The sequence below is a fragment of the Polynucleobacter sp. HIN6 genome (genome assembly GCF_030297575.1).
Classification (GTDB): Bacteria; Pseudomonadota; Gammaproteobacteria; order Burkholderiales; family Burkholderiaceae; genus Polynucleobacter.
Map to the genome: position 1 here is coordinate 352,462 of NZ_AP028137.1, position 14,709 is coordinate 367,170.

General features: G+C 49.4%; 13 protein-coding genes. 10 read left to right on the forward strand and 3 right to left on the reverse strand.

Annotation, left to right across the window (positions count from 1 at the left end; all coding sequences use genetic code 11):
• The first annotated feature begins 18 nt into the window (after positions 1 to 18).
• From polA to QUE66_RS01795, 3 genes are read left to right on the forward strand one after another with little or no spacing between them, the layout of a single operon-like run.
• Positions 19 to 2,781: a DNA polymerase I gene (polA, locus tag QUE66_RS01785; protein ID WP_286224039.1), complete on the forward strand. Its 2,763-nt coding sequence runs from the start codon at positions 19 to 21 to the stop codon at positions 2,779 to 2,781.
• Between the two features lie 37 nt (positions 2,782 to 2,818).
• Positions 2,819 to 3,718, forward strand: coding sequence for a dienelactone hydrolase family protein (locus QUE66_RS01790; protein ID WP_458574879.1), 900 nt, complete (start codon positions 2,819 to 2,821; stop codon positions 3,716 to 3,718).
• A 48-nt stretch (positions 3,719 to 3,766) separates the two neighbouring features.
• Positions 3,767 to 4,528: a ZIP family metal transporter gene (locus QUE66_RS01795; RefSeq protein ID WP_286224703.1), complete on the forward strand. Its 762-nt coding sequence runs from the start codon at positions 3,767 to 3,769 to the stop codon at positions 4,526 to 4,528.
• A 21-nt stretch (positions 4,529 to 4,549) separates the two neighbouring features.
• Here QUE66_RS01795 and QUE66_RS01800 read toward each other — a convergent pair whose 3' ends face one another.
• Together QUE66_RS01800 and QUE66_RS01805 are read right to left on the reverse strand one after the other, a co-directional pair.
• Positions 4,550 to 5,407 (reverse strand): sulfurtransferase, encoded by an 858-nt coding sequence (locus QUE66_RS01800; protein ID WP_286224040.1) that lies wholly within the window; start codon positions 5,405 to 5,407, stop codon positions 4,550 to 4,552.
• Positions 5,407 to 6,513, reverse strand: coding sequence for an aromatic ring-hydroxylating oxygenase subunit alpha (locus tag QUE66_RS01805; protein ID WP_286224041.1), 1,107 nt, complete (start codon positions 6,511 to 6,513; stop codon positions 5,407 to 5,409). The genes QUE66_RS01800 and QUE66_RS01805 overlap by 1 nt, the downstream gene beginning before the upstream one ends.
• A 190-nt stretch (positions 6,514 to 6,703) precedes the next feature.
• Between QUE66_RS01805 and xseB the strand changes: the two genes are divergently transcribed.
• From xseB to folE2, 4 genes are read left to right on the forward strand one after another with little or no spacing between them, the layout of a single operon-like run.
• Positions 6,704 to 6,931, forward strand: a complete 228-nt coding sequence (xseB, locus tag QUE66_RS01810; protein WP_286224042.1) for an exodeoxyribonuclease VII small subunit — start codon at positions 6,704 to 6,706, stop codon at positions 6,929 to 6,931.
• Positions 6,932 to 6,950: 19 nt separating this feature from the next.
• On the forward strand, positions 6,951 to 7,859 hold the full coding sequence (locus QUE66_RS01815; protein WP_286224043.1) for a polyprenyl synthetase family protein: 909 nt from the start codon (positions 6,951 to 6,953) through the stop codon (positions 7,857 to 7,859).
• Position 7,860: 1 nt separating this feature from the next.
• Entirely contained in the window at positions 7,861 to 9,783 is a 1,923-nt protein-coding gene (gene dxs / locus QUE66_RS01820; RefSeq protein WP_286224044.1) for a 1-deoxy-D-xylulose-5-phosphate synthase, read from the forward strand.
• Between the two features lie 57 nt (positions 9,784 to 9,840).
• Positions 9,841 to 10,665 carry a GTP cyclohydrolase FolE2 gene (gene folE2, locus QUE66_RS01825; RefSeq protein WP_286224045.1) on the forward strand — a complete coding sequence of 275 codons (825 nt, stop codon included), beginning with the start codon at positions 9,841 to 9,843 and terminating at the stop codon, positions 10,663 to 10,665.
• Here folE2 and tsaD read toward each other — a convergent pair.
• Positions 10,662 to 11,732 (reverse strand): tRNA (adenosine(37)-N6)-threonylcarbamoyltransferase complex transferase subunit TsaD, encoded by a 1,071-nt coding sequence (tsaD, locus tag QUE66_RS01830; RefSeq protein WP_286224046.1) that lies wholly within the window; start codon positions 11,730 to 11,732, stop codon positions 10,662 to 10,664. The two genes, folE2 and tsaD, sit on opposite strands and share 4 nt — an antisense overlap.
• Before the next feature lie 86 nt (positions 11,733 to 11,818).
• Between tsaD and rpsU the strand changes: the two genes are divergently transcribed.
• From rpsU to dnaG, 3 genes are all read left to right on the forward strand, one after another.
• Entirely contained in the window at positions 11,819 to 12,031 is a 213-nt protein-coding gene (rpsU, locus tag QUE66_RS01835) for a 30S ribosomal protein S21 (protein ID WP_011903537.1), read from the forward strand.
• 124 nt (positions 12,032 to 12,155) lie between these two features.
• Complete coding sequence (locus QUE66_RS01840) at positions 12,156 to 12,602, forward strand: GatB/YqeY domain-containing protein (RefSeq protein ID WP_286224121.1); 447 nt, start codon at positions 12,156 to 12,158, stop codon at positions 12,600 to 12,602.
• 16 nt (positions 12,603 to 12,618) lie between these two features.
• Positions 12,619 to 14,505 carry a DNA primase gene (gene dnaG / locus QUE66_RS01845; RefSeq protein WP_286224704.1) on the forward strand — a complete coding sequence of 629 codons (1,887 nt, stop codon included), beginning with the start codon at positions 12,619 to 12,621 and terminating at the stop codon, positions 14,503 to 14,505.
• The last annotated feature ends 204 nt before the right edge of the window (positions 14,506 to 14,709 follow it).

A 14,709-nucleotide genomic window follows, 5' to 3' on the forward strand; every position in this document is an offset into this window, starting at 1 on the left:
AAATTGTACGATTGAGGCATGTCAGCACACCAATTACTCCTTGTCGACGGCTCTAGTTACCTCTACCGAGCCTTTCATGCCATGCCGGATCTACGAAATAGTGCTGGGGAGCCGACTGGGGCAATCTACGGTATGGTCAATATGATGCGACGCGCCCGTGCGGAAATCGGCGCCGATCACATTGCCTGTGTATTTGATGCCAAGGGTAAGACCTTCCGAGAGGATTTATATCCTGAGTACAAGGCGCATCGTTCCCCCATGCCCGAGGATTTGGTGGCACAAATCGAGCCGATTCATGAGGTAGTTAAGGCGCTCGGATGGCCAGTGCTCATGATCTCCGGTGTCGAGGCCGATGATGTGATTGGCACTCTGGCCCGGCAAGCTGCTGAGATGGGCTGGTCAACCGTGATCTCCACGGGTGATAAGGATCTTGCGCAACTCGTGAATGACAAAGTAACTTTAGTGAACACCATGACCAACGAGAAATTAGATCGCACGGGGGTGGTAGCTAAATTTGGTGTGCCACCGGAGCGCATTGTGGATTATCTAGCGATTATTGGGGATAGCGTGGATAACGTTCCAGGAGTTCATAAGGCCGGACCCAAAACAGCAAATAAATGGTTAGCTGAGTATGGTGATTTGGATCAACTCATCGCCCACGCGAGTGAAATTAAAGGAGTGGTGGGTGATAACTTACGAGCGAGTCTTGATTGGTTACCTAAGGCCAGAGAACTGCTGACAGTAAAACTCGATTGCGATCTCAATCCGCACATCGGTTCATTACATGATTTACACGCGAAGCCCGAAGACCCAAGCCAACTGAGAGCACTCTTTGAGCGCTACGCATTTAAATCATGGTTGAAAGAACTAGACGCTAAGAGTCTATCTGCTCCAACTTCACAGAGCGCAACGAATCATTCAGATACCCCAGTCTTCCAAGAGCCTCTTTCGCAGGAGTCTCAAGCACCATCTAAAAGTGAGATTACGCGTGACTACACATGTGTGACAACCCAAGAAGTGTTTGAACAATGGCTACAGAAAATTAAGCATGCCACATTAACCTGTATTGATACCGAGACCACGAGCCTAGATGCCTTACAAGCCGAGCTGGTTGGGATTTCCTTATCGGTTGAAGAGGGTAAGGCCTGTTACATCCCGGTTGCGCATCGTACTGGCGAAGAGCAACTGGATCGCAATTGGGTGCTCGCGCAACTAAAGCCCTGGCTTGAAAATCCGCTAGCCAAAAAATTGGGTCAGAACCTTAAATACGATATGCACGTGTTTGGTAATTATCAAATTCAGGTACAAGGCGTTGAGCACGATACCTTACTCGAATCCTATGTCCTAGAGTCGCACCTTAGCCACAGTATGGACAACTTAGCCCAGCGCCATTTGGGAGTGAAGACCATTCAATATGAAGAGGTCTGTGGCAAAGGCGTGCATCAAATTGGCTTTGATCAGGTGGATCTCAAAACTGCGACCGAGTATGCCGCTGAAGATGCTGACATCACCCTGCGTCTTCATCACCATTTATGGCCACAATTGGAACGCATGCCGAGATTGCGGTTCGTCTATGAACAGATCGAAATGCCAGCGATGCGCGTCTTGGGCATCATGGAAAGTAATGGCATCACGATTGATCGTGACAAGTTAGCAATCCAGGGGCAGGAGGTTGGAAAAAAACTCCTCGTCCTCGAAAAAGAGATTCATCAACTGGCGGGTCAGCCATTTAATATCCAATCACCCAAGCAGATCGGTGAAATTCTGTTTGGGCAACTGCAATTACCTGTAGTTAAAAAGACTCCATCAGGAGCGCCATCCACCGACGAAGAGGTCTTACAAAAACTAGCCGAGGATTTTCCCTTGCCGGCACGGATTTTGGATTACCGTAGTTTGGCTAAGTTGATGTCGACCTATATCGAGAAACTGCCGCGCATGATCAATCCCAAAACAGGGCGCGTCCATACCAATTACGCCCAAGCCGTTGCGGTCACCGGCCGTTTGGCGTCAAACGATCCTAATTTGCAAAATATTCCAGTGCGCACCGAGGAAGGCCGACGCATTCGGGAGGCCTTTGTTCCCCAAGCAGGCTATCGTTTGGTCTCGGCTGATTACTCGCAAATCGAGCTGCGTATCATGGCGCACATTGCCGAGGATGAAAACTTATTAGCTGCGTTTAAGGCGGGTAAGGATATTCATCAAGCGACAGCGGCCGAGATCTTTGCGATTCCACTGGAGCAAGTGAGCTCGGAGCAACGGCGCTATGCCAAAGTGATTAACTTTGGTCTCATCTACGGCATGAGCGCCTATGGACTAGCCAGCAATTTAAAGATCGAGCGCGCAGCTGCTCAGCAGTACATTGCAAAATATTTTGAGCGTTACCCAGGCGTTGCTCAATATATGGAACGAACTCGAGAAGAGGCTCGTGTCAATGGTTATGTAGAAACCGTATGTGGGCGACGCTTATGGTTACCGGACATCAAAGCCAATGGACCAAAACGCCAGGGCGCTGAGCGCGCAGCGATTAATGCACCAATGCAAGGAACGGCCGCCGATCTCATTAAGTTGGCGATGGTCGCCGTACAAAATTGGCTAGAACAAGAGCAACTGAAGACCCGCATGCTCTTACAAGTGCATGATGAGCTCGTCTTTGAGGCCCCGCCTGAGGAGCTTGAGCATCTAAAATCATCCCTACCTCGACTCATGGGATCGATTGCTGAACTCAAGGTGCCTCTGATTGTAAGTATCGGAGTTGGCGATAATTGGGAAGAAGCGCATTAGCGCATTCGTTATTGAAAACAAACTGGGAGACAAGGCAATGAGTAATGATCACAAGCAAAATGATTCAGGTCGACGTGATTTCATGAAGACCTCACTGAAAGCCTCAACAGCAACGGTGACCGCCGGAGCCTTGGGGATTGGCTTTGTAGCCGCTTCGGATCCTGTTTTGGCCCAAGCGATTAAAACCGACTTTACTGGCATTAAAGCGGGTGAGCAGGATATTCCGGTGGGTAGTTTTAATATGCCGGCTTATATTTCTCGTCCTGAGAAAGCAAGTGGCCCCTTGCCCATTGTGATTGTCGTGAGTGAGATTTTTGGAGTGCATGAGTACATCGCTGATACCACCCGCCGCTTTGCAAAGTTGGGTTACATGGCGATTGCGCCAGAGTTCTTCACTCGTGCGGGCGATCCCAATACCTTTGGAACCATTGCCGAGATTCAGAGCAATATTGTGGCCAAGACCCCCGATGCTCAAGTATTGGGCGATCTCAAGGCTGCGATTGCCTGGGCTGGTAAAAATGGCGGCGATCTTAAAAAAGTCGGTGTCACTGGATTTTGCTGGGGTGGACGCATTACCTGGTTAGCAGCAACGATGCCTGAGGTGAAGGCGGGCGTAGCTTGGTATGGACGCCTGGTGGGCGATAAAACCGCTAATAACCCAAGACAGCCCGTTGAGATTGCAGCCGATCTGAAAGCTCCCGTATTGGGTCTCTATGGTTCAGCTGATACTGGTATTCCACTCGATACCGTGGAGCAAATGAAAGCAGCACTCGCTAAAGCAAGTTCCAATCCTGCGGCGAAAGCCTCCAAGTTCGAGATCTATCCAGATGCCCCACATGCCTTTCATGCGGACTATCGCAATACCTACCGCGAGGGTCCCGCAAAAGACGGCTGGGCAAAATGTCTAGCTTGGTTTAAGCAGTACGGCGTCTCTTAAAAATCCATTGAATCGAGCGGATTGCCTGTGGGTTTGAGTACACTTCAAATGATTGTTTTGGTCACCGCAGGCGCCGGGCTTGCGAGTGTGCTCGCTGCCGCAAGCCTTTCCTTAACCTTGCTTGCCAAGATCGTCAATAATATGGTGAGCCTCTCGGTAGGTATTTTGTTGGCCACCGCCTTTTTGCATTCTCTGCCCGAGGCCTTTGAGATCCCAGGTGCACAAGCCAACTACCTATTTGCCACCCTCTTGGGTGGATTGCTTGGATTTTTTCTCTTGGAGAAAATCGCACTCCTTCGTCATAGCCATCACCACGAAGGCGATGGGCATGACCATCACCACGGCCACGATAAAGAGGAGGCGGGTAGTAGTGGTTGGATGATTTTGGTGGGTGACAGCATTCATAATTTTGTGGATGGTGTTTTGATTGCTGCCGCCTTTATGGTCGATGTGCAAATCGGTATCTTTACTGCCTTAGCCATCATTGCGCATGAGATCCCCCAAGAGATTGGAGACTTCATCGTACTTCTCAATGCGGGCTTCTCTCGGGCACGCGCATTGCTATACAACGGAATTAGTGGTTTGATGGCAGTGGTCGGGGGCGTATTAGCGTATTACTTTTTAGAGCGCGCTACTCAAGTGATGCCCTATCTGCTGGTGATTGCATCGAGCAGCTTTATTTACATCGCGGTGAGTGATTTAATTCCGCAGATGCATCGGCGACCCCATTGGCAGGAGTCGCTACGCCAGATCGTATTAATTGCAATCGGGGTTGGGATTGTGGTTTTACTAACCGACCACAACCACTAATTTAAGGAATACAAACCGGGTTTATCGCTCAATCGGACGACTTGGATCTGAGCACCATTCGCTCCAACTACCTACATGTAAGCGTGAGCCACTGAGGCCTGCTGCTTCCATCGCCAACAGATTATGGCAAGCACTAACCCCAGATCCACACGAATGAATAATCGTTCCTGGTTTTTGTTGGCCAATGAGGAGAACAAATTCTTTATAGAGTTGCTCGGGCGATTTAAATTTACCCGAGACCAAATTCTCCTTAAAGCAGCGATTAGTTGCTCCGGGAATATGACCACCGACCGGGTCTAAAGTCTCATTCTCACCGCGAAAGCGATCGGGTGTGCGCGCATCAATCACCATTTTAGGAGTATCGGCTTTGACGTTTTGTTCCATCTCATTGGTTGTGATAACTCCCTGGAAGGGATAGACCTCTGGCATCGAGGTCAATGGTGTTGGTTCACGACCCACATTACCAATACTGCCATTCCAAGCGTCTAGTCCGCCATCAAGCACTTGCACCGAGGCATGGCCAATCGAGCGTAGCATCCACCATAAACGACTCGCAAAGGTGCCGCCATGACTATCGTAGGCAACCACATGGGTGTGATTAGCAATCCCAAGGCGTTGACGCGTTTTTGCCCAAGCCTCAGGGCTTGGAAGTGGGTGCCTACCATTCTTCCCCGTTTTAGGGCCCGATAAATCATGCTCAACATTCACATAGATGGCGCCAGTGATGTGGGCATTTTTGTACATTGCATAGCCGGCGTTGGCATTCGTGAGGTCGTAGCGACAATCGCAAATTAAGACATCGCTGCCTTCATTGATCAGTTCTTCCAGTTGATTTGCAGTAATGATGGGATTCATATAGCCTCCTGGGTGAAGATCCATTAGTAGTTCATTTCACGACGATACCATTCGTGGAAGTGTTGCATGCCATCTTCCATCGGGCTTTGATAGGGACCCACTTCGTTTTGGCCGCGTGCGAGCAGTGCCGCGCGACCAGCGTCCATGCGTTCGGCAATTTCATCATCCTCAATGCAGGTTTCCATATACGCAGCACGTTCCGCTTCAATAAACTCGCGCTCGAAAAGAGTAATTTCCTCAGGGTAATAGAACTCCACAATATTGCGAGTCTTATTTGGGGCAATCGGATGTAGCGTTGAAATACAGAGTACACCTGGATACCACTCCACCATCACATTGGGGTAGTAAGTGAGCCAGATGGCACCATGTTTTGGCATCTGACCTTGGTGATGACGTAAAACCGCGTCGTGCCAGGCGCGATAGGTTGGTGTACCAGGCTTACTCAGTTCCTTGTGAATCCCGACGGTCTGCACACTGTGCCAGTCACCAAACTCCCAGCGCAAATCATCACAAGACACAAACTTACCAAGCCCTGGATGAAAAGGGACTACATGATAGTCCTCGAGATATACCTCAATAAAGGTCTTCCAGTTGTAGTTGCACTCGTGCACCTCAACATGGTCGAGCATATAACCCGAAAAATCCAAATCGCGACCCACGGAGAGTTTTCCGAGGTCGGCTTGCACATCCCTAGGACCTTCAAATAGTAGGCCCTGCCAATTTTGTAAAGGTGACTTACCAAGATTCAAACAAGGCTTGTCCCCAAAATGTGGAGCACCTAGCAACTGACCTTCGAGATCGTAGGTCCAGCGATGCAGTGGACAAACGATGTTGTCGACCTTTCCGCTACCATTGAGCATCAGTGCTTGTCGGTGGCGACAGACATTGGATAAGAGCTCAATACCGTTTGGACCTTCGTGATTGCGAACCAGAATACGCCCCTCATTTTCCGCTAGCAGGGTTCGGTACGAACCTGTTTCTGGAACCATGAGTTCATGACCGACGTAGCCGGGCCCTTGCTTAAACAGCAATTGCAATTCCTGTTGAAATAAATCAACGTCAAAATATGCCGAAACCGGCAGTTGTAAATTGGACGGCGCAAGAAATTGCGCGGTAGCCAGATTAGTCATTCTCCCCACCCCCGAAAAAGTCAGCCGAAGCTAAGCGGAACAACCAATCCAACCATCGACGTGTCGATATTGGAAAGGAAAAAGGATTATACCCATGGGGCAAAATCTTGCTCGTGACATTTGTCAAACGACGAAAATCCCCATAAACCCCTAAATCAGTTGAAATTCAATTCGGTATTAAGATCTTGAAATGGCAAGTAAAAAAATGAACCCAGCCCCAATCGAGGGAAATATTGACCCCCAAATGCGCTATGAGGCAGCCCTTAAAGAGCTTGAGTCCTTGGTGGCTGCTATGGAATCTGGCAAGCTATCCCTTGAAGAAACCTTGGTCGCCTATCAACGAGGTGCTGCACTCTTAAAACACTGTCAGGGCGTGTTGGCACAGGTTGAGCAACAAGTCAAAGTGATCGAGACCTAATTCGATTCAAGTCGCGTTGATGAGCCTATTTTCATTTGAGGCATGGTTGGCCTCCCAATCCCAGCGAGCAGAATGTGCGCTCCTGCAGTATCTCGACTCAGATACTGCGATCCCCCAGCATTTGCACGCCGCCATGCGCTATGCCGTGTTGGGTGGTGGCAAACGAATTCGTCCCCTATTAGTATTTGCTGCGAGTGAGTTAGGGTCAGTTGATCAAGTGGATGGGTCGCTCGTGAATCGTGCCGCGAGTGCGATTGAGATGATTCATACCTATTCCCTGGTGCACGATGATTTGCCATGCATGGACGATGATGATTTGCGCCGCGGACGCCCTACAGTTCATAAAGCCTATGACGAGGCGACTGCTTTACTAGTGGGCGATGCATTACAAACCCGTGCCTTTGAAATCCTCTCGTATCCAGTCGGTCCTGACCCAAAGACCGGTTTTGCACAGCTGCGCATGATTGCTTCCTTGGCTCATGCCTCGGGTTCTAAGGGCATGGCCGGTGGACAGGCGATTGATTTGCAGAACGTGGGCAAAAAAATGGACTTGCCCGCTCTAGAAGAAATGCATGCCATGAAGACCGGTGCTCTACTCATTTGCGCTGTCCAGCTCGGAGGGATTGCCGCCCAATTGTCCGATCCAGCGATGGCTCAACTTGATACTTACGCAAAGGCGATTGGCTTGGCTTTTCAGGTGGTGGACGATATTCTGGATGCGACCTCTGATAGTGCAACACTTGGAAAAACGGCGGGCAAAGATGCGGCGCAAGATAAGCCTACCTATGTGACCCTGAAGGGTTTAGACTATGCAAACGAACTGGCTAATGAATTAAAGGGGAGAGCGCTAAACAGTCTGAATGAGTTTGGGCCACAGGCCGATGCCTTGCGTCATATTGCTCATTTAGTTGTGGATCGCAAAAAATAGTATGTTGCACTCGATCAATGACCCTCGCGATTTACGTAAATTAACACGTGAGGAGCTCCCGGCACTTGCCGATGAGCTAAGACAGTACATCGTGGATTCTGTATCAAAGACGGGCGGTCACCTCTCGTCGAATTTAGGAACGGTAGAGCTATCGATTGCCTTGCATTATGTATTCGATACACCGCACGATCGGATCGTGTGGGATGTGGGTCATCAAAGTTATCCGCATAAGATTTTGACTGGACGTCGCGATCAGATGCACTCCTTACGGCAATTTGGGGGATTGTCAGGATTTCCAAGACGTTCTGAGAGTGAGTATGACACTTTTGGTACAGCTCACTCCTCTACCAGCATCTCGGCAGCCATGGGGATGGCGCGCGCAGCGCAAACCAAGGGCGAGGATCGGGTGGCAGTTGCTGTGATCGGCGACGGCGCGATGAGTGCGGGAATGGCGTTTGAAGCCATGAACAATGCAGGCGTGTATGAGAATATGCCTCTGGTAGTCATTCTAAATGACAACGATATGTCAATTTCACCAGCGGTTGGCGCCCTCAATCGCTATCTAGCGCGTCTTCTGAGCGGCAATATTTACTCGGCAACCAAAAAAGGAATTGATTCAGTTCTGTCCTCGATGGCACCGCCGTTGCGCGAGTTTGCTAAACGTCTTGAGGATCATGCCAAAGGTTTTGTATCCCCATCCACCATCTTTGAGGAGTTTGGCTTTACCTACTTTGGTCCCATTGATGGCCATGATTTGGATACCCTCATCCCGATGATGCAAAACGTACGCCGTTTGGCAAAGGAGGGGAATGGGCCTCAGTTCTTGCATGTGATCACGCGCAAAGGCCAAGGCTATATGTTGGCTGAGGCGGATCCCATTTTGTACCATGGCCCCGGTAAATTTAATCCCCAAGAAGGAATCAAATCGAGTGGTGCGGGTAAGAAAACATTCACTCAAGTATTTGGTGAGTGGTTATGCGATATGGCGCAGGCGGATCCAAAATTAATTGGTATCACACCTGCAATGCGCGAAGGTTCAGGCTTGGTCGAGTTTGAAAAACGTTTCCCCGATCGTTACTATGATGTGGGTATCGCGGAGCAACATTCTGTGACCTTTGCTGCAGGTATGGCCTGCGAGGGTATGAAACCCGTCGTGGCGATTTACTCCACCTTCTTACAACGTGCCTATGATCAGTTAATTCATGATGTGGCCTTGCAAGATTTACCGATTGTGTTTGCGATTGACCGTGCTGGGTTAGTGGGTGCCGATGGTGCGACTCACGCCGGGGCATACGATATTGCCTATTTGCGATGCATTCCTAATATGTTGATCATGACTCCGGCGGATGAAGCGGAGTGCCGTGATCTATTAACGACCGCGTATCATCAAAATCACCCAAGCGCAGTTCGCTATCCCCGCGGCGCAGGTATTGGCAATCCGCCATCTGCCGAATTGCGCTCCTTACCACTCGGGTATGGTGAAATTCGTCGTGAGGCACAAACAAAGGGTAAACGTCTCGCTATTCTGGCATTCGGAACGCTGCTCTATCCTGCTTTGGATGTTGCCGAAAAACTGGATGCTACGGTAGTGAATATGCGTTTTGTAAAACCGCTGGATATTGAGTTGATCAAAACGCTTGCCCGTAATCATGATTACTTTGTGACTGTTGAAGACGGTTGTGTTCAGGGTGGTGCTGGTAGCGCTTGCATGGAGGCCATGAACCTCTTGGGTATCACCAAGCCGGTATTAACTCTTGGATTACCCGATGTCTTTATTGAGCACGGGGATTACAACTTGCTCATGGCTCAGTGTGGATTGGATGCCGCAGGAATCGAGGGAGCAATTCTTGCCCGCTTCCCAGATTTGGGTACCGCCCCACTCAATCTTAAGACCCCATCGGATCAGGTCCCCGTCGGTAAGTAAAGCGTTTGTACAGGCGCTCCTTGAGCCAGTTGGATTGTTTTGAGCGAAAATACTGGTATGAATGATTTAAACACCCACTTCCTGAACACGACTGCCTTGCCTGACATTCAAGGTGGTCATGACCTTCGCGCTCTTGCGATTGAGCGTGTTGGAATTCGTGGCATCAAGCATCCCATTCATGTTCAAAGTGGTTCTGGATCATTTCCAACTGTTGCTCAGTTTGAAATGGATGTGGCACTCCCAGCTGACCAAAAGGGGACCCATATGTCGCGCTTTGTCCATCTTTTGCACGATGAGCAAGGCGCTTACAGTGGCTCAAAGATCGTTGGGATGGCAAAAAAAATGTTACCCCTGTTGCAGGCGAAGCAGGGCCGTATTCAAATGCAATACACCCATTTTGAAAAGAAAAGCGCACCCGTTTCCTCGGTAGAAAGTTGGATGGATTACGAGGTCACGTATCGTGCCGAGGCCAAACAAATGCCTGATGAAAGCGTCGATGTTGACTTGTATCTACAGGCTATCGTACCGGTCATGAGCTTATGCCCATGTTCAAAAGAGATTTCGGAATACGGCGCCCACAATCAGCGATCGCATGTCACCATTTTGGTCAAAGTCGATCCTGCCGCCAATCTGAATGTTGAAGAGCTATTGCGTATTGCAGAGACCGAAGCCTCAAGCGAGTTGTGGGCTATTTTGAAGCGCCCTGACGAAAAGTGGGTAACAGAGCGCGCGTATGAGACTCCTAAATTTGTGGAAGACTTAGTACGTGATGTTGCTACCCGGTTAAAGCACGATGAACGAATCCTGTCTTTGATGGTCGAAGCGGAGAACTTTGAGTCCATCCATAACCACAGTGCGTTCGCCCGTATCAGCCTTCCTTAATGATTCGAGCGATCTAAAGAACTCAGATCCCAACGGGGTTTGATATCAAATGCCCCATTCGTGGTTGAACCACTTTGCAGTAGTCGAAGTGCTCCTGCAAATGCAATCATCACTCCGTTATCAGTGCATAACTCGATTGGTGGATAGTGCACCTGATACCCGCGTCCAGTTGCCATTGCGGTGAGTTTTTTCCGAAGCTGGGTATTGGCACCCACACCTCCGGCAACCACTAAATCACGACACTCCATTTGCTCGAGTGCTGCCATTGCTTTATGACTTAAGACATCGGTCACGGCCTCAACAAATGCACAGGCGAGGTTGGCACGAAAAGACTCGGTATCAGAATTGGTGGATTGCGCTTTTTTGACTTGGTGCAGCACTGCGGTTTTTAGTCCCGAAAACGAAAAATCCAGATCTTTGGAATGCAACATCGGTCTGGGTAAATCAAATCCGGCAGCCTTTCCAGACTCTGCCAATTTTGAGAGCGCTGCCCCGCCTGGGTAGTCAAGACCTAATAATTTGGCAGTCTTGTCAAACGCCTCACCGGCTGCATCATCCACTGTTTCCCCAAGCAGTTGATAGTCCCCAATTCGATTTACGAGCATGAGTTGCGTATGCCCACCGGAGACCAATAGGGCAACAAAGGGGAATTTAGGTGGGCGCGAGGATCCATCTGCTAGCAAAGGGGATAGTAGATGACCCTCTAAATGATGAACTCCGACCAGGGGTTTTTGGGTTGCCAGGGCTAGTGCATTGGCAAAGGCTGATCCCACCAGCAGGGCGCCTGCCAGACCAGGCCCCTGGGTGTAGGCAATGGCATCGACTTCCTGGAAGGTGCGGCCAGAATCTTTTAACGCCTTGTTTAATAAGGGAATTAAGCGGCGAATATGGTCTCGTGAGGCCAATTCAGGAACCACCCCACCATAATCTTGGTGCATCTCAATTTGGGAGTGCAAAGCGGCACCTAAGATGCCATGATGGGCAGGTCTTCCGGCCTCCCAGGGCCCTGTGTCATAGATGGCTAGGCCGGTTTCGTCGCAGGAGGTTTCAATACCGAGGACTATCATTGGTGGCGGGGTCGTGCTAGAATCCGTGTTTTAGTAAATTTTGACCATTTTCAAGCAATCAAAGAGTAAAAGCGAGTAAAAACAGCATGACCACAGTACGCCTTCGCGAAAACGAACCATTTGAAGTGGCATTGCGCCGCTTTAAGCGCACCATCGAGAAGAATGGTCTATTGACCGATCTTCGTGCTCGTGAGTTCTATGAGAAACCCACTGCCGAGCGTAAGCGTAAGAAAGCAGCCGCTGCAAAACGCCATTACAAGCGCATTCGTAGCCAGATGCTCCCCAAAAAGCTCTATTAATAATTTCTGGGTTTCGGAAAGTTCCCGAAAACCACCAGTCATCAAAGCCCGCCTAGTCTGCGGGCTTTGTTTTTTTAATCTCTTGGATAATGGATCAGTACCATCTACGATTTGGAGAACTTAAATGACTCTCAAAGAGCAAATTACCGAAGACATGAAGTCAGCTATGCGTGCTAAAGAGACCGAGCGGCTGGGCACCATTCGCTTATTGTTGGCTGCAATTAAACAGCGCGAAGTGGATGAGCGTATTACGGTAGATGATGCCGGCATCATTGCCATTGTTGAAAAACTGATCAAGCAGCGCAAAGATTCAATTGAGCAGTTTCAGAAAGCAGGTCGCACGGATTTAGTGGACCAAGAGAGTAAAGAGCTGGGAATCTTACAAGCGTATATGCCAGCCCAACTATCAGAGGCTGAAGTGCAGGCGGCGATTCAAAAGACAATTTCGAGCTTGGGAGCTGCGGGCCCACAGGATATGGGCAAAGTGATTGGAGCACTCAAGGCACAACTTGCTGGGAAAGCCGACATGGGAATGGTCTCGGGCATGGTCAAGGCCGCTCTCGCAAAGTAGTGATTCTTTTATGGCCCTGATTCCCCAATCCTTTATTTCCGATTTACTCAATCGGGTCGATATTGTGGATGTGGTGGGCAAGCACGTCAAACTCAAAAAGGCGGGCGCGAACTATCAAGGCTTATGTCCTTTTCATCAAGAGAAGTCACCCTCGTTTTCAGTATCCCCCACCAAGCAGTTCTATCACTGCTTCGGGTGCGGCGCGCATGGGTCGGCAATTGGCTTCATGATGGAGTACTCCGGACAGTCTTATGTGGATGCGATTGAAGATCTCGCCCGCTCGGTGGGTCTGTCTGTTCCCCGTGAAGAGCGCAATGTTCGTGATGTGATTGCGCAAAAGCAAGCCTTGGCCCTGGGCGAAGTAATGACTATGGCGAGCGATTGGTATTCTCAGCAACTAAAAGGATCGCAGCGGGCCATTGACTACCTGAAGGGGCGTGGTTTGACCGGCGAGATTGCCAAGCGCTATGGCCTTGGGTATGCACCTGATGGCTGGCAGGGACTCGAGGCGGTATTTGATTCGTACATCAAAGATGAAACTGCCAAATTACTGATCGAGGCTGGCTTGATTATCCAGGGGGAGGGTACCGACAGTCAGGGCAAGACCAAACGTTATGACCGCTTTCGAGATCGGATCATGTTCCCCATTCGAAATCCCAAAGGACAAGTGATTGCCTTTGGCGGCCGCATCTTAGATCAAGGGGAGCCTAAGTATTTAAATTCTCCAGAGACCCCGTTGTTTTCCAAAGGAAATACCCTCTACGGATTATTTGAGGGGCGCTTAGCGATTCGGGATCGCGGATTTGTCTTGGTCTGTGAAGGCTATATGGATGTGGTGGCTTTGGCCCAACTAGGTTTTGCCAATGCGGTTGCCACCTTGGGGACTGCGTGCACACCCTTTCATGTGCGCACTTTATTGCGCCAAACCGATCGGATTGTATTTTCATTTGATGGGGATGCAGCCGGTCAGCGTGCGGCGCAGCGTGCGCTGGAGGCAACCCTACCCATCTTGAGTGACGATAAAGAAATTCGTTTTTTATTCTTGCCCAGTGAGCACGATCCCGATAGCTATATCCGTCAATATGGCGCTGCCGCGTTTGAGCAAGCAATTCATCAGGCGATGCCCTTATCCGGATTCTTTTTCAAGCTTGCGAGTGAGGGTAATGATCTAGGAACTCCAGAGGGTCGAGCTAAAACCCACCATGTTGCTAAGCCCTGGTTGCAATCGATGCCAGCAATTGCTTTGCGGTCTCAACTGCTGCGTGAGCTTGCGAATCGTACCGCATCGAGTGTGAGTGAGCTTGAGCAATTTTGTGCATTGACTTCTGCTACTAAAACTCCGCTCCCTACCACTCAAGCCCAAACCAAATCGCAGAATATCAAACCGGTAATTACAAAACCGATCGCCGCACGATCGGCAAAGCAGTCCCGTCCTAACGTTGAACCACCCAGGCCAACCGATTTGTCAGAACACATCATGCGTTTACTGATTCAGTTCCCGATTCTTGGAAAAGACATGACCCCCGATCAACGTCAATTGGCAATGGAGGTCGCCAAAAAACGATCAGATAAGGCGCATGATTTAATGAGCGACCTGATTCATCAATGCGACATTCTGGAGATCAATACTCAAAATCCAAATTCTTCCTTTGCGGTTTTTCAGGATCAGTTAGCAACCAGTCCATTGGCCGATTTGTACCAAATCCTCAGGCAACGCATTTTGGGTTCTGAGATTGAGTATCTTGGAGCAAAAGAGGATCTGGAGGGAGTCTTAAATAAGCTAGAACTTGGTCATTTGAAAGCCGAAATGACTGAAATTACCGAAAAAATGACTCAGGGAACTGCAAATACACAGGATTTAGAGCGCTACCGGGAAATTAGTCAGCGTTTGAGTAGGCGGTAGGAAAATCAGAAAATAAATGGCTTAAATCGATATTTTTTAAGCTTTTGTAGGTCTTGATTGGCTCAATCGAGTATAATACGCACTTCCAGAAAAAACTATTTGAATCAGCCACTTACCTCCATGGCCTGAGTACCTTTGGATGATCGATACGGTTCAATAAACCAGATCGTCAGGAAATATGGCTTAAGTGAGTATTTACTAACT

Excerpts from the sequence above, each read along its gene's own strand:
- xseB (WP_286224042.1), top strand. The coding sequence starts at position 6,704 with ATGGCAAGTAAAAAAATGAACCCAGCCCCAATCGAGGGAAATATTGAC.
- QUE66_RS01815 (WP_286224043.1), top strand. The coding sequence starts at position 6,951 with ATGAGCCTATTTTCATTTGAGGCATGGTTGGCCTCCCAATCCCAGCGA.
- QUE66_RS01800 (WP_286224040.1), bottom strand. The coding sequence starts at position 5,407 with ATGGATCTTCACCCAGGAGGCTATATGAATCCCATCATTACTGCAAAT.
- dxs (WP_286224044.1), top strand. The coding sequence starts at position 7,861 with ATGTTGCACTCGATCAATGACCCTCGCGATTTACGTAAATTAACACGT.
- QUE66_RS01805 (WP_286224041.1), bottom strand. The coding sequence starts at position 6,513 with ATGACTAATCTGGCTACCGCGCAATTTCTTGCGCCGTCCAATTTACAA.
- tsaD (WP_286224046.1), bottom strand. The coding sequence starts at position 11,732 with ATGATAGTCCTCGGTATTGAAACCTCCTGCGACGAAACCGGCCTAGCC.
- rpsU (WP_011903537.1), top strand. The coding sequence starts at position 11,819 with ATGACCACAGTACGCCTTCGCGAAAACGAACCATTTGAAGTGGCATTG.
- polA (WP_286224039.1), top strand. The coding sequence starts at position 19 with ATGTCAGCACACCAATTACTCCTTGTCGACGGCTCTAGTTACCTCTAC.
- QUE66_RS01840 (WP_286224121.1), top strand. The coding sequence starts at position 12,156 with ATGACTCTCAAAGAGCAAATTACCGAAGACATGAAGTCAGCTATGCGT.
- QUE66_RS01795 (WP_286224703.1), top strand. The coding sequence starts at position 3,767 with ATGATTGTTTTGGTCACCGCAGGCGCCGGGCTTGCGAGTGTGCTCGCT.
- QUE66_RS01790 (WP_458574879.1), top strand. The coding sequence starts at position 2,819 with ATGAGTAATGATCACAAGCAAAATGATTCAGGTCGACGTGATTTCATG.
- folE2 (WP_286224045.1), top strand. The coding sequence starts at position 9,841 with ATGAATGATTTAAACACCCACTTCCTGAACACGACTGCCTTGCCTGAC.